10 protein-coding genes and 2 pseudogenes are annotated in these 14,948 nt (G+C 48.3%); 5 read left to right on the forward strand and 7 right to left on the reverse strand.

From position 1 onward, the window contains the following. Nucleotides 1-10: 10 nt before the first annotated feature. The 3 genes from M2387_RS13030 (at nucleotide 11) to M2387_RS13040 (ending at nucleotide 6,216) form a co-directional block, all read left to right on the forward strand. Nucleotides 11-1,711: a TonB-dependent receptor gene (locus tag M2387_RS13030; RefSeq protein ID WP_259049941.1), complete on the forward strand. Its 1,701-nt coding sequence runs from the start codon at nucleotides 11-13 to the stop codon at nucleotides 1,709-1,711. A 165-nt stretch (nucleotides 1,712-1,876) separates the two neighbouring features. Next, nucleotides 1,877-4,552, forward strand: a complete 2,676-nt coding sequence (locus M2387_RS13035) for a M16 family metallopeptidase (protein WP_259049943.1) — start codon at nucleotides 1,877-1,879, stop codon at nucleotides 4,550-4,552. After that, a complete protein-coding gene (locus M2387_RS13040) occupies nucleotides 4,549-6,216 on the forward strand; it encodes an ABC transporter ATP-binding protein/permease (protein WP_259049944.1) in 1,668 nt (555 codons plus the stop codon). Before M2387_RS13035 ends, M2387_RS13040 begins: the two co-directional genes overlap by 4 nt. A 73-nt stretch (nucleotides 6,217-6,289) precedes the next feature. Here M2387_RS13040 and nei read toward each other — a convergent pair whose 3' ends face one another. The 7 genes and pseudogenes from nei to mdlC form a co-directional block, all read right to left on the reverse strand. After that, entirely contained in the window at nucleotides 6,290-7,081 is a 792-nt protein-coding gene (gene nei, locus M2387_RS13045) for an endonuclease VIII (protein ID WP_259049946.1), read from the reverse strand. Nucleotides 7,082-7,168: 87 nt separating this feature from the next. After that, on the reverse strand, nucleotides 7,169-7,912 hold the full coding sequence (locus M2387_RS13050) for a type 2 GTP cyclohydrolase I (RefSeq protein WP_259049951.1): 744 nt from the start codon (nucleotides 7,910-7,912) through the stop codon (nucleotides 7,169-7,171). After that, nucleotides 7,902-9,335, reverse strand: a complete 1,434-nt coding sequence (gene phrB, locus M2387_RS13055) for a deoxyribodipyrimidine photo-lyase (RefSeq protein WP_259049952.1) — start codon at nucleotides 9,333-9,335, stop codon at nucleotides 7,902-7,904. Before phrB ends, M2387_RS13050 begins: the two co-directional genes overlap by 11 nt. A gap of 165 nt (nucleotides 9,336-9,500) precedes the next feature. Further along, nucleotides 9,501-10,355, reverse strand: a complete 855-nt coding sequence (locus M2387_RS13060; protein ID WP_259049953.1) for a DUF6279 family lipoprotein — start codon at nucleotides 10,353-10,355, stop codon at nucleotides 9,501-9,503. A gap of 85 nt (nucleotides 10,356-10,440) precedes the next feature. Next, nucleotides 10,441-11,565 carry a metallophosphoesterase gene (locus tag M2387_RS13065; protein ID WP_259049954.1) on the reverse strand — a complete coding sequence of 375 codons (1,125 nt, stop codon included), beginning with the start codon at nucleotides 11,563-11,565 and terminating at the stop codon, nucleotides 10,441-10,443. 363 nt (nucleotides 11,566-11,928) lie between these two features. Continuing rightward, nucleotides 11,929-12,295, reverse strand: a pseudogene (locus M2387_RS13070) (MBL fold metallo-hydrolase); the annotation flags it as partial. 120 nt (nucleotides 12,296-12,415) lie between these two features. Further along, entirely contained in the window at nucleotides 12,416-14,047 is a 1,632-nt protein-coding gene (mdlC, locus tag M2387_RS13075; RefSeq protein WP_259049956.1) for a benzoylformate decarboxylase, read from the reverse strand. A 279-nt stretch (nucleotides 14,048-14,326) separates the two neighbouring features. Here mdlC and M2387_RS13080 point away from each other — a divergent pair. Next, nucleotides 14,327-14,718, forward strand: a pseudogene (locus tag M2387_RS13080) (transposase); the annotation flags it as partial. Further along, on the forward strand, nucleotides 14,709-14,870 hold the full coding sequence (locus tag M2387_RS25915) for an integrase core domain-containing protein (RefSeq protein WP_409040051.1): 162 nt from the start codon (nucleotides 14,709-14,711) through the stop codon (nucleotides 14,868-14,870). The pseudogene M2387_RS13080 and the gene M2387_RS25915, both read left to right, overlap by 10 nt. The last annotated feature ends 78 nt before the right edge of the window (nucleotides 14,871-14,948 follow it).

Below are 14,948 nucleotides of genomic sequence, written 5' to 3' on the forward strand. Positions count from 1 at the left end.
CGAAACCTTTATGCTAAAAGGAACATATCTGGCCGATAACGGCGATATGATCCGCCTGACCGGTATGCACTCGCCGCACGAATCAACTTACGTTAAAAAAGATACTAAAAACGGCAAATTCACCAATAGCGGCGGCGGCCACCGGTTTAATGTTGAGTGGGAACATAACGGTAGCTGGGGAAAAATGACCAGCCTGGCTGGCTATCAGTTTGAAGAAAATAAAATCGATCATGAGTCCGATACTCACATAACTTGGCGTCGTTATCAGAACTCGACTGGTTATGTCTCTGATGCCATTAACTGGGGTAGCGGATTTCCAGGTGCCAACTTCCAAAATGCACTGATTGGCGGCTACGGATCTTTCGCCACCGAAAAAAGGTCCTATGTTCTGAAACAAGACTATGAGCTCAATCCGTTCGAATTTATTGGCTTGCAGCATCAGCTTGATCTGGGCTGGGAAATGAATGTTTATAGCGCACGCTACAACCGTTTTAGCAATGCTTATGCTTCACGCGGAGCACCAACAATCAGTTCCAGTATTGTTTGTCAGCCTGGCGATAGTTTCTGTATTAATGGCGAGCAATATTTTAAAAGCATCACGCTTTATCCTGAACGTGAAGTCTCTGGTAACTACAACAACTATGCTGTTTACCTGCAAGACAGTATGAATTTTGGTCGTCTGGAAGTCACGCCAGGCATACGTGCTCAGTATGATGACTATCTGGAAAATCTGACCCTCGCTCCACGTTTCGCTGCCTCTTATGATGTCTTCGGGGATCGTAGCACCCGCGTATTTGGTGGGGCTAACCGTTATTATGGTCAGAGTTTCCTGGCCTATAAGCTGCGCTCTGGCATTAGCTCCAACAGTATCCTGACGCGTACCGATGCCAGTGCACCCTGGGTTGTTGGAGAGCTTAAGACAGCATCCTATGACTATAATATTTCTGATTTAAGAACGCCCTACAGTGATGAATTATCACTCGGTATTTCTCAGCGAGTGGCCAATACCGTCCTGACCGCGAAATGGGTACAACGTGACGGTAGAGATCAGTTTGGTCGCAAGCCAACCACCGATGACCTGGGAAATCGTTACTACGTCCTGGATAATGAGGCGCACACTAAAGGTAATACCTTATCCCTGACTGTCGAACCTATTAGCCCAATGCATTTCTCCTGGACAGATATCAGTTGGTCACTCGGTGCCAGCTATTCGGAAAATAAGTCTAGCTCGCAGACCTATTACGACCAGGGGAATACTAATGACAGTATGGTTATTTTCAATGGTAAGTTGATGGAAAAAGGAGAGATGGATGCATTAGACTTTAACTCTCCGTGGAATGCCTTCGCTACTATCAATACCTATTTCCCAGCCATTCGCCTTAACTGGGGTCACTTTATCAGCTACACCGCAGGTTATACCGGTTACACCACCGCAAGCCTTAGCTGCCCAATGGATAACAGCATCTGTGGGGATTATGCCGGTAATGCCACTGAGTATATCGAAACAAAATACGATAATTATCTCTCCTACGACTGGCGTTTCAGCTATGAACAACCGCTATATAAAGATCAAAAACTTGATGTGACATTAGATGTGCTCAACGTATTTGATAACGTTATTGAAGCCTCTTTGAGCAAATCTAGCTTAGGTCAAACGGTAACTTATAAAACCGGCCGTCAGTTCTGGTTAGGCGTTGCCTATACCTGGTAATACGCAAAGGGGGCATTTCGCCCCCTTCAATGCGCTAATAAAAAAATGAATATTGTCGTGCTTCGCCATAGGAATAACGCAGTGAATAAGTGTTTTAACTTTATATTATTATTTATTTTTAGTGGATTCCCACTGCTCTTCGGGAACGCACAGGCAGCAGCGCCTGTGAGTCCCCTGCCCGAGATTATCACCGGTACGCTTGAGAATGGTCTGCGTTATACCCTGGTCCCGCTTGAGGGACAGAAAAAACGTGTTGATATCCGTCTTAGCGTTGATGTTGGTTCCATCGATGAAGAAGACGGTGAGTCTGGTGTAGCACATATTATTGAACATATGGTGTTTCGTGCCAGTAAAGCCCATCCGGAAGGTGTGGCAACGCAACTGCACCAACAAGGCTGGGTGCGGGCGCAGCACTACAATGCGATGACTAACTATGAGCGCACGCTCTATATGATGAGTCCGCCGGGCGGCGCGCAGCAGCTTGATGTTGCTTTGCAAGCGCTCAGTCAAATGGTTGGCCATGCCAGCCTGAGTCAGAGTGACCTGGACGATGAACGCCGAGTGGTTCTGGAAGAGTGGCGCGGTAAGCTGGGTGTTGCCGAGCGTATGAACCAGCAGCGAGTGCGGGCAATTCGTCACGACTCCCGTTATCCGACCCGACCTACCATTGGCAATGAACATTCCATTCGTACCGTTCCAGCTACCACGCTGCAACAGTTTTATCAGCGCTGGTACCATCCAAGTAATATGCGCCTGCTGATCATCGGTGATTTTAAACCGGAAGCCGTGGTTGCAGATATCCAAAAGGCATTCAATAGCTTACCGGCAGGTAAGATCCCAGAGCGTAATTACTACGAGCCAAACCTGGAAAAACGCTTAAACGTCGCGCGCTTGCAGGATAGTCAAAGCGGTGCCAGCCAGGTCTCCTTTGTGGTGCGTTTTAATCCCGGTAAAACCACTTATCGGGAACGTTTGATCAACCAAATTGCTATTTCCGCTTACACGCGACAGGTACGACGCCAGGAATCAACCCTGCCGCCCCAAGTAGGCAGTCTGGTGGTACGCAAATCGGATATCGGGAAAACGACTGAAGCACTGGGACTGTTTGCTGACGTGATGCCTGACGGCCATACCGTCGCGCTTGATGTCTTGCTGCGTGAGTGGGAGCGTATGCGCCGCTATGGTTTAAACGATGTGGATATTACTGAGATAAAACAAAGTCTCAGCGAAACGGCACAACGTATGGCCAACCAGCCTGAAGAACGTGAATTTGCCGAATGGGTGCAGAAAATAACCACCGAGTGGGCGCTGGATAAACCCTATACCGGTAGCCAGCAACGTGGACGTGAAGCGCTGGAACTGCTAAAGACCATCGATAATAAAGACGTTAATGCCCTGGTACAGCGCTGGCTGGCTTCTGAAGATACTCTGGTGCAGTTCAGCCTTCCGGGCATGACCGCCTTTACCTTACCGACCGCTGAATCTATTCGTCAGAAACAGCGTCAGCTGCAAACCGTCGAGCTGGAACCACCGGTACGCAATATTGAGCAACAGATCCCCCAGCTAGCGGTGGTGGAAAAGTCCGGCTCACGCCAGGAGGTTAAACACTTCCCGGAACAAAAAGTCGAAGAGTGGACCTTAAGTAACGGCGATCGGCTGGTCTGGTTACGTACCCCTCTGGCACAAGATAAAGTCTGGCTTTCAGGTTCGAGCGTAGCCGGTTTTCGTGCCAGTGAGTTAAATCCATGGCAGGCGCAAATGGCGAGCCAGCTGGTCGCCCAGAGTGGCCCCCAAGGCTGGAGCGGCGAGCAATTAGACGCCTGGAAGAAGCAACACGGCATATCGCTGTCAATTAAACAACAGCCGGAAGAACTTCAGTTTAGCGGGCAAAGCAGCCAGAAAGGATTATCCGATTTACTGGCGCTAAACCATGCCCTGCAGGTCATCCCGGGTATTGATGACAAGGTGCTGAAAGACAGCATGATGCGGTTATTGCGCCAGCAAACCACCCTGACTCAGATAGAACGGGAAGACAGCGCGCAAAAAATCCGCCAGCTGCGCTATGGCAAACCGGGCTGGGCAGCACCTGAAGAACAGCAGTTAAAACAAATTGATAGTAAAACACTTCTGAAACAGTGGCATACCACCACATCAGCACCTGTAACCTGGTATCTGCTGGCAGATATGACCGAGGAACAACTTCTGCCGCTGGCAGAACGTTATCTGGCGACTATCCCGCGCCAGCCTATGTCAGCAACTGCGCCGGAGTTACCGCGTAGCGGCCAGTTTGATGCCAGTGCCGCCGTCAATATTGAACCCCGTGCGAATGTTAAAGGGTGGAGTTTTACCTCGCAACCCTGGTCAGCACAGAAAGCAGTACAAGTCAGTATTGCGCGTAATCTGGCGCTGCAGGCGTTGAAAAACAGCCTGCGTGATGATGCCCTGGGCATTTATCGGTTACAGATGAACAGCGAGCTGTCAGATACCCACCAGCGTATTGAAACCGAACTGAGCTTTACCAGTGACCCGGAGCGGGCTCAGGAGCTATGGCAGCGAGCTGAGCAGGTCTTCGCCGAACTTCCTGCGCAAATCACCCAGCAGCAAGTGGATGAGCAAAAAGCACAGTTTATTCGCCAGGAACGTGCGCGCGTACAGGATATCAGTACCCTGGAGCGTCGTTTACAACTCAGCTACCGTCATTTTGATAACCCGGGTTATCTCAGTGAAGTTACAAAACTGGCGGATAGTATAAACTTGCAAGAAGTGCGCGATGCAGCTTCCCAGCTGTATAACCCGGACAATCGTGTGCTACATATTGCCTTACCGAAGGTGGCAATGTGAAAAAAATAGCGCAACAGTTCTGGGATCTCTCGCACTCCTTCTGGGGAACCCGCAAAAGCTGGCAGGCCTGGCTATTAATCGCCATCATTGTTGGGATGGGCGGCAGTATCGTCTATCTCAACGTGCGGATTAACGTCTGGAGTAAGAATTTCTACGATGCTTTAGGCGCTTTTGAAGGCGGGGTGCTGTATTCCCTGGTAAAAGAGTACTGCGTCTATATTGCTATCTATATCGGGGTTTTTGTCTATCAGGAGTGGTTCACCAAACTGCTGATTATCCGCTGGCGTACAGCCTTAACCGAAGAGCTGGTTAACAGCTGGCTGGCAAAACGGGCATTTTATCGTATGTCGCTGACCGGCGCGGTTGATAACCCGGATCAGCGTATTGCAGAAGATATCGATTTGTTTGTCACCAAAGTGATTAGCCTCTCGGTTTCGTTTCTGATCACCTCAGCCCAGCTGTTTTCCTTCCTGTTTATTCTCTGGGAGCTTTCAGGGGTACAGCGCTTCACGCTGTTTGGTCAGGAGTGGGTGGTTAAAGGCTATCTGGTCTGGGTAGCCGTGCTCTATACCTTGATAGGAAGCCTGATAACCCATCTGATAGGAAAAAAACTACACGGGATTAACTACCATAAACAGCGGGCGGAGGCCGACTTCCGTGCTTCCCTGATCCGCAAGCATGATAATGCGGAACAGATTGCTCAATACGGTGGCGAACAGCAGGAAAAAAATCATCTAAAACGTAATTTTACCGCCATTATCGGTAACTGGCGTACCCTGATGAATGCTGAACGTAATCTGAGCTTCTTTACCGTCGGTTATAACCGTATCAGCCTTATTGTTCCGGTATTCGCCGCACTTCCGGCGTTCCTCAATAAAACCGTGACCCTGGGCGGGTTGATGCAGATCCGCAGTGCCTTTGGTCAGGTACATGGTGCCCTGAGCTGGTTTATCCGCGTCTACTATTCACTGGTTGAGCTGTCAGCCAGTATGCAGCGTCTTAGCCAGTTCCGTGAGGCCATTCGGGAACATCAGTATGAACCTGAAGGGCTGTCTACCGGGAGCCAGTTGCACATAAACACCCTCTCCTTCACCACTCCATCAGGCCGTCCATTATTGTCTGATGTCGAGCTCTCTTGTGAGCCGGGTAGCTGGAGTAAACTTTCCGGGCACAGTGGCCTGGGTAAATCAACGCTCCTGCGAACGCTGAATGGTCTCTGGCCTTATCACAATGGTCACTGGCAGGCGCAGGAGGGAGAGAGTCTGTTATTACCTCAGCAAAGTTATCTCGGGCAAGGGACGCTGGCGGAAATTCTCTGTTATCCACAAGCACCTCTCTCTGACCGGGCGTTACTGTCTGAAGTGCTGGGCAAGGTGGGACTACCGACCTGGAGTGAGAGACTCGATGAGCAGTTAAACTGGGACAGGATTTTCTCCGGCGGAGAACGCCAGCGGCTGGCCTTTGCTCGCGCGCTGATTGCACGTCCCAATACCCTGTATCTGGATGAAGCCACCAGCAGCCTCGACCATGATTCCGCCCGCCAGTTGCTGTCGCTGATACGCCGTGAACTTCCGGAAACCACGGTTATCGCCATCAGTCACCAAAAAGAGCTGGACGATATGTTCCCTCAACACTTTGATCTCACGGCGTTCCGTCAGGCCTGATTTTTTATCGCTTAAAACAAAACCCCCACATAAAAAATGTGGGGGTTTATTCAGAGAATAACGTTTCTGGCTATTATTTCTGACAGTGCGGACACCAGTAAAAGGGTCTTGAGGATAACGTCGTTTTTTCAATCATATTGAAACAACGCTCACAGGGCTCGCCAGCACGATGGAAAACGTGGAAACGAAATAACGTACCGTGGTGTTTATTTTCATCCACCTCCCCTCTGGTCTGATAAGAGTTTCTCGGGATATCCAGAATGGCCTGCGCCAGACGGTCAAGAGCGTCATCAGCCAGTTCGCCAGCGTGATGTAAGGGGTCTATCTCAGCTTCCCAGAGAATTTCTGCCCGCAGATAGTTGCCTAGCCCCGCCATAAAACTCTGGTCAAGCAACAGCGTTCCGAGCTGCCTACGGCGAAATTTAGCGGACAGAATACGGGTTTTGACCTGTTCAACGGTGAAACGACTGTCCAACACATCCGGGCCGACGCGCTTTAAAAAAGGCTGCTGGTCTAACTCTGATTGCTCAAGTATTTCGATATCAGAGGCGCTGTAGAGCAGTATGGCTTTATCTGCCGTTTCCAGCCTCACCCGTAAAACCCGGGAACTGACCGGTTGATCACCCGCATCAACGATACGCCAGACGCCGTATAATTGGTTATGGGTGTACAGGATTAAGTCATTGGAAAAGTGCGTTAGCATCGCTTTACCGCGTGTTTCAATACGCTCAATCGTTTTCCCTTTCAGCATCTCTTCAAAGGGTTTTAATGTTTCATAGGCAAACCACACATGGGTTAGCGGATGACCGGCGACTGCCTGCTCAAGATTATCCGCCGCCCGGCGTATTTCAGGACCTTCAGGCATCGTTTTCTCCTGATTAAATATCTTTAAACTGTTCTCAGCCAGTGAGGAAGCCTTACCAAGGCGCTTTCCCCACCGCGATAAACCCGGTTAAGCCGGGTTAGGAATATCAATAAAGGTGACATCCAGGTCCGTTTCTGTCATCAGCCAGTCGCTTAATGCCTGAATACCGCCACGCTCGGTAGCATGATGCCCGGCGGCATAAAAATGGATGCCTTGTTCACGCGCAGAGTGGATAGTTTGCTCAGACACTTCACCGGTAATAAAGGCATCAACGCCAAAACGGGCGGCATTATCGATAAATCCTTGCCCACCTCCGGTGCACCAGGCAACCCGACGGATTTCATCCGGCCCGGTATCGCCGCACCACAGAGGAGTTCGCCCTAAGCGCAGCTCCAGCCAGGAGGCGAGTTCTACGCCAGATAACGCGGTGGGGAAAGTGCCCCAGGGCACCAGCGGGTCAATTTCGCCCTGAACCTCAATGCCCAGGAGTCGTCCGAGCTGGGCGTTATTCCCTAACTCGGCATGCATATCCAGGGGCAAATGCCAGCCATAGAGATTGATATCATTCGCCAGCAAGGTTTTCAGGCGATTGCGTTTCATACCGCGGATCACCGCCGGCTCACTTTTCCAGAAATAACCATGATGAACGATAATGGCATCCGCCTGCTGACGAACCGCTTCATCCAGCAAGGCCTGGCATGCGGTCACGCCGGTGATAATTTTGCGGATCTCGCTCCGACCTTCCACCTGCAAACCATTGGGGGCAAAGTCGCTGATGGCGCTGCTATTAAGTTTTTCATTAATCAGACGCTCCAGTTCACTATTTTTCATCGTTCTCTCTCATTTCATTACGTGCCGCTTCATAGGCAGCCAGTGTGGCAATTCGCGCTTGTTTATGATCGACAATAGGGCGTGGATAGTTAAGTATTTGCCGCCGTTTATCGGCCCACTCCCAGGGAGTATGAATATCTTTTCCCGGAATCAATGCCAGTTCAGGTAACCAGTGACGGATAAATGTTCCTTCACTGTCAAAACGCTGCCCCTGGGTCGTCGGGTTAAAGATACGAAAATACGGCGCAGCATCCGTTCCGGTTGACGCAGCCCACTGCCAGCCACCGTTGTTAGCGGCCAGGTCACCATCAATCAGTTGCGAGATAAAGTAGCTTTCCCCTTCCCGCCAGTCGATCAGCAAATCTTTTACCAGGAAGCTGGCCACCACCATGCGCAGACGATTATGCATCCAGCCAGTCTCATTAAGCTGTCTCATCGCCGCATCAACAATCGGATAACCGGTTTGACCTTGCTGCCAGGCAAGTAAAGCTTCCGGGTTATGATTCCAGCGCACCTTATCGGTCCAGGCAATAAACGGCCGATAACGACATAGTCGTGGGTGAGAGACCAGCAGATGACGATAAAACTCACGCCAGATCAGTTCATTTAGCCAGACCGCACCGGCCTCACCGTCCAGCGCACGCGGATGCTCTTTCAATAAGCGATATAAACACTGACGAGGAGAAAGCACGCCAATTGCCAGCCAGGCGGACAAGGTACTGGTTCCCTTGATTGCCGGAAAATCACGTTGTTCCGCATAATCCGCCACTGCCGTCTGGCAAAAAGTCCGTAGCTGCGAAATCGCCGCCCGCTCACCTACCGGGAACAGCTCAGGGTCAAAAGGCTGGCGCGGATAGTCCAGCTGATAAGGGGTAAACTCAACCGCCTTACCCCGGGCTTGCGGGGCCGCAACACATTCCGGCAATTGCTCTTGAAGACGTTTAATAAAAGCCCGGCTAAAAGGGGTAAATACTTTATACATTTCGCGATTGCCGGTCACCACACTGCCCGGGGGTAACAGTAAGCTGTCATCAAACCCCTGACAGACAATCTCGCCGTCAAGCTCCCGCTCAAGCCGGGCGTCCCGCTCACGTTCGTTGATTTCATACTGATAGTTGTAAAACAGCGCGCTGACATCCTGCTGCTGGCAAAACTGTTTTACTTCATCAACGGCGGCGGAAAAATCAGCTTGCTGCCGGATATGCAGCTCAATGCCACGCTCAGCAAGCTGCTCGCCGAGGGCATTAAGGTGCTGCCCGATAAACTCTGCCTGGCGGGGAGCCATATTATGCTGCTGCCATTGCGCAGGCGTTGCGATAAACAGTGCCAGCACCCGCGCATCGGGCGAGCGACATGCAGCAGATAGCGCATAGTTATCATGCACGCGTAAGTCATTACGAAACCAGACCAGATGGGTCGTCATAGGGCTCCTGCCTGCCATTATTTTGAATCAGTTATTCCGTGAATTCGGGGGTAACGTCATTAGCGTTGATAAAAATCTATCGCGATATTCTGCCACAGAGTATGGCTGCTGTCTGAAAACAGCGCTTCAGGATGTGTCTGGAGCTAAAAGGGTCAACCCACACTGTCACTTAATGGGGCTTACGCTTAAATCATCAATTATCTCAATGTAATCATCGAGCTTTTTTAACAGCTTACGTTTTTGATTGTTATCCAGGCTTTCATTCAAATCCTCGAGGAGTTCGGCGTACCTGTTTTTATTATATTGCTCGGCAGCCAACAGGCTCTGGGACTTGAATATCTGTAGATTCTTGATGAATGAAGTGAATTTAACGGGAAACTCAGGACTACTCCTCTCCGCAAGCAGCTGTTTCACGGCGGTTCTAAGCTTTAAATTGTAAGCCATACGCCCAATAACAGTTGATTCTGTCTGTATTGAATAGAGTCGAATCATATCTGACTGGCGAGTTGACAGCTTGCCAATATACTGGGTAATCCTTTTTTCTGTCTTGCTCTGTCTTTCCTCGATCTCTCCTTCAGTACCTTGCCTGGTAAAGGTATCAAACTCATCTGTATCTCTTTCAGACCATAACGCGAGCATCTCATTAATTTGCGGGTCAGATAGTTGTTGGATTATTTCTGCCGCTTCCAGAGCTATCTCATCCTGGAAGTGAAAAAGATGGTTCCGGGCTGTTGAGAACACGATAAGCCATTGTTCAGCATTAAGCGGACTGGCACGCAGATTTTGCCTTAAGGAAACCAGATCTGCCTTGTATTTAACGAGTTCACTGGAGCGATGCCATGCGTGCCATTTTTCTATTTTAACATCCAGGCGTTTCTTCTGGTCCCTGGTCAGGGTGACATAATCATCAATATAGAACTGAGCAAACCAATTAATATTATTGTAGACGGTCGGTGCTGCGGAGCACGCGCTAACTAAAAGCACTGCAATTGCCAGTAGATAGGGTCTTAATATTTTCATATTTTACTCAGTATTTTATGAACTGTCGCGTTATGGGACCCTCGCCCGATCCCAATATTTACGTTACATCTGTTGAGACATGTTGTTAGCGCGTTTTCGCTCGTCGCAGCGTGATGAGTGTCAGTTCTGACGGTCTGCCGAGTCGCAGGGCAAATCCCGGCCATAATGCAGTACCGTTATTGACGTACAGCTGCATGCCGCTGACGTTATAGAGCCCCGATACAAACCCTCCGTTTGCTAAAGCAATCACTCTATCCAGGCCCAGGATCATTCCACCGTGGGTATGACCGGATAGCTGTAATGCGACCCCCTGACTGGCTGCAACAGGTGCGTTTTTGGGCTGATGGTCTAGCAGAATGATTGATGTGTCTTTCGGTACGCCAGCCAAAGCCTTTTTCAGGTCTGGTGGAGGAAAACCGGTTGCGGGTGCTGTTATATCAGTAACGCCGGCCAGTACTATCTGAGCCCCCTCTCGCTCGATAAGCGTATGGCTGTTGGTGAGCGGTATCATTCCGAGCGCCTCGAAGTATTTCATCCAGGCTTCGTTGTCGAAGAAATACTCGTGGTTGCCGGGGATCACATAAACACCGTCTGGTGCACGTAAATCCCCCAGGGCTTCGATATCAAGCATACGGTTGGCAACTGAACCATCTATTAAGTCACCCGTGACCACGATCAAATCTACCCCAAGTGCATTCGAATCGGTAACTACCGCTCTCGTCCATGGCGCATCAAAAAGACGACTGATGTGCAAATCTGTAAGTTGCAGGATTTTGTAACCTTCAAATTGTGAAGGAAGATTATTAATAGAAAACTCCACTTCCTTAATGGGCGGAACGCGAACAGCCTGATGAACACCAACGGCGGCCAGTACAAATGCTGCCGCCGCAATCGCATAGCGTAATCCAGCGGGAATGGTCAGCCACTGCAGCCTGATAAGCATCATTAGCAGTGTTCCCAAGTCCACGACTAACTGGAAAATAGCGATTAACAGAATTGCACCGAACGCCCAGTTGAATAACATCACCATGCTGCGGGGAAATTCCGGAGAAAACACACTCCCTGAGGATAGACGAGAGAACAGGTGATATTGCGAGCCGAGCAGGATCAGCAGTGCAACCGCAATTTTGGCCGATAATGCCCAGGGTAACGGCCATAAAAAGCGGATGATGACGTACAGGCCTGGCATGCTGAAGAACACGTGAAACATCTGTTCCATTCCTTATCAGATATATTGCGTAATACCGCAGCGTCAGGACATCGTGCGAGCCGTATTGACTGATCAACGCCAGGGTATTAAAGAGTCGGCGTAACGGGCATTGTTCCAATACAATGACTACTTTCTTGGGTGCCGGGATTTACCGAATTTGGGTCTGTTGAAGTAAGAGATCAGTAAATATAATCCACCAATAAGCATGATCAATACTGCGATAAAAATAATCAGAGTGTTCATCTTTGCATCACCTTGTGAGATATTTCTCACACAATTTAGCTTAAGTGATACTCTTTCGTCACGCTATTCATTGATGTCGTGTGGTGCGTGCGGTGGGACGTAGAGTAAATGCAATTACTGACAACCCTCGACGTCGTAGCGAGAACTGAAGTGGGTTGCGATTAAGGTACTGACATCCGCATCCAGCCAGCTTCGCCATTTGCTGGCTGGATGAGTGTCCGTGCCCGGAGTGGGCGGCCAAGATACCTGCTGCCATCAATTACCCGACCATCCTCAAGTTCAATGGTTAAACCCTGCTTTAAGCGTTGGAACAATGGACCTGGAGGCACACCGTCGGCAATAAGCTGAGAGGCATCCAGAGTGCCCGGTTTATCATGCTGTTCGATACATAGCCGTAGCATTCGACAGGATGGTTTAGTGGCCAGGCGGTGCCCCTGTAGCCAGCTTCGTCAAAAACCAACCCAGTTGAGCGGAAAATAAGGGCCAAAAATTCTACTTTACAGAGGTACTGAATAACGCAGTAATAATTGTATATAACATTTTATCTCTCTCTTCTTATTAGATATATTGGGCGTAACTCTCTTGACTACGCCCCACGTTAATTTAATTACAATAAAGGCGGAACTGTTGGAATAATAGGGACTTCAATAACAGTAGGAACTGAGCGAGAGAATGCTTGTTTACATATTGCATTTATTTCTTCCAGGTTTTCTGCACGTACGCCAATGCAACCATAACCTTTTGCTAAAGAAGCAATATCTAAATCAGGCAAGTCAAGTCCGGGCATACCAGGCGCATTTTCTAATTCAGCAAAAGATTTCAAAATTGCATATTCACCGTTACGCGGAACAATAAATAAAATCGGTAGCTTAAGCTGAGCGGCAGTCCACAATCCTTGAATTGAGTACTGGAAAGAACCATCACCAATAATTGCTAAAACAGGACGGTTTCTACCACTATCCCTCTCTGCTAAAGCAATACCGATACTCGCAGGTAAATTCCAACCGAGACTGCCGCTAGCAAAAGTATAAAAAGAGTCTGGTTTATCAATCGACCATGCAGTATGTAATTCACCTAAATTAGACGGTGACTCTTCAATTAATACGGTATCCTCAGGTGTAAAGTCGCGCAGACCTTGGAAAAGCTGTAAGGCAGAAAGCAGTTCACCCTGTTGAGGTATCGATTGTGCTGCTGGGTGAGGTGCCATTCTGTGTTGCTGTTGGGGTACTTCAGGTAATGTTGTTACTCGTTTTATCACCAATTCAAGTAATGAATTTAGGGCTAAAACTGGACTAGATAACAAGCTATCACCGACGGGTGCTCTTCCTGCTTCATTCGGGTCATCAGTAATATGGAGTAATTCTAATCCCTCAGGAAGATATTCACCGGCAACATAAGGATAATATCTGAATACTGGGGCACCGATAACAATAGCTACATCATAACCTACTAATTTTTTGGATAATGGCTGAATCGCAAAAGGTAAGCCACCAGCGTAAAGAGGGTGGTTTTCAGGGAATGGTGGGACTTCTGAGGCAGGGGCACTGAATACGTGACAATTCAATTTTTCAGCTAATTGAATACCAATATCCCAACCTTCTCCTCGAGCAATGCCTGAACCATATATCAATACAGGATTCTTCGCTGTTGATAATTTCTCAGCAAACTGAGATATACGGCCAGGTTCTGGTGCAATTAGTGATGAAACACTGCGCACAACGGCATCACCTGATGCTGGTTTATCCCAATCATCTAATGGGATGGATAAAAATACTGGGCCAGCAGGTGGCTGCATTGCCATAGCATATGCTCGCATAAATGCAGCTGGCACATCTTCTGCTCTGACAGGTTCATAGCTCCATTTTATCCATGGTTTCGGCAGTTCACTCGGAGAGACATTGGTTAGCCAAGGTTCCATGAGTAACATTTCACGAGTTTGGTTCCCTGCGGTGATGATTAGCGGTGTTTTATTTTGAGCCGCGGTCATGATATTGCTCATTGAATTGCTCAGGCCAGCAGACGTATGTACGTTGACTATTGCAGGCTTTCTGGTTGCCTGGGCATAACCATCTGCTGCACCAACCGCTGATGATTCATGCAATGTTTGGATGTAACGAAAATCGGCAGGGAAATTTTTTAAAAACGTTTCTTCGGTTGATCCTGGATTGCCAAATAAAGTCGTTAGTTCAAGCTTACGTAATAAATCAAAGGTGACGTCACGAATAGATTTTGCTGTCATAGAGTTATTCCTTAAGTCAAAAAACCAATGGTTGTTTCATAAAAAACTGATTTTATGTAAGTAAAGATAAGCATGGGATATTTCTTAAAAACCATATCAAATATCCGTTCAAAATAATCGATTAATTTGAGGAAATACTGTCTGAATTGTGTGATCTGATCGACAGATAAAAATTACACATTACCAACCGGTCTAAGCGATGCCGAACACAGTGTCAATTCCCCCTAAAATGAGACAGCTATAATTAGACTTTCTGCCTTTACATTTTCAGCGGTCAAAATGAAAAAAACACGATTTGCTGAAACTCAGATTGTTAATATCCTGAAACTTGCTGATTCTAGTCTGAAAGTTGAATAAATCTGCCATCAGAACGGAATAAATAATGCAACCTGGTACAATTGGAAATCTAAGTATAGAGGCATGGAAGCTAATGATGTTAAATGATTAAAAGAACTTGAAGATGAATATTCCCGACTGAAAATACTCTTTGCTTAAGTCAGCCCGGAAAACCATGCCATGAAGGAGCTTTTTGCAAAAAAGGGCTTAACGCCATCAAGGAAAAATCCTGCTCCAGGCGATTAACAGCCTCAGGCCTGTCGGGTATTACAGTTTGTAAACCGATCTCTTTATCACGGGTATCTTTTTATCTATACAGTACTGACTGGCGGGAGGTCCATTTCGCCGGGAATTTTTGAACGCTTATTTATTTGAATCTCTCCGTTATGTCAGAGAAATGGTATGGTTCTGGCAGCAGGATTATTACCTGCATCGTACTCATGAAAGTCTGGGACACCTTCCCCGGAGACATGCCGAAAAACTCTAATCAGGTTTGTCTCAGGTAATGGGGAGTGGACACTACCTTCAGAACACACTGCCAACTATTATATTGACACTTACCGAT

The sequence above is a fragment of the Klebsiella sp. BIGb0407 genome (assembly GCF_024807845.1).
In the GTDB taxonomy this organism is placed as follows: Bacteria; Pseudomonadota; Gammaproteobacteria; order Enterobacterales; family Enterobacteriaceae; genus JGM124.

Excerpts from the sequence above, each read along its gene's own strand:
- M2387_RS13030 (WP_259049941.1), top strand. The coding sequence starts at position 11 with ATGCTAAAAGGAACATATCTGGCCGATAACGGCGATATGATCCGCCTG.
- nei (WP_259049946.1), bottom strand. The coding sequence starts at position 7,081 with ATGCCTGAAGGTCCTGAAATACGCCGGGCGGCGGATAATCTTGAGCAG.
- M2387_RS13050 (WP_259049951.1), bottom strand. The coding sequence starts at position 7,912 with ATGAAAAATAGTGAACTGGAGCGTCTGATTAATGAAAAACTTAATAGC.
- phrB (WP_259049952.1), bottom strand. The coding sequence starts at position 9,335 with ATGACGACCCATCTGGTCTGGTTTCGTAATGACTTACGCGTGCATGAT.
- M2387_RS13060 (WP_259049953.1), bottom strand. The coding sequence starts at position 10,355 with ATGAAAATATTAAGACCCTATCTACTGGCAATTGCAGTGCTTTTAGTT.
- M2387_RS13065 (WP_259049954.1), bottom strand. The coding sequence starts at position 11,565 with ATGTTTCACGTGTTCTTCAGCATGCCAGGCCTGTACGTCATCATCCGC.
- mdlC (WP_259049956.1), bottom strand. The coding sequence starts at position 14,047 with ATGACAGCAAAATCTATTCGTGACGTCACCTTTGATTTATTACGTAAG.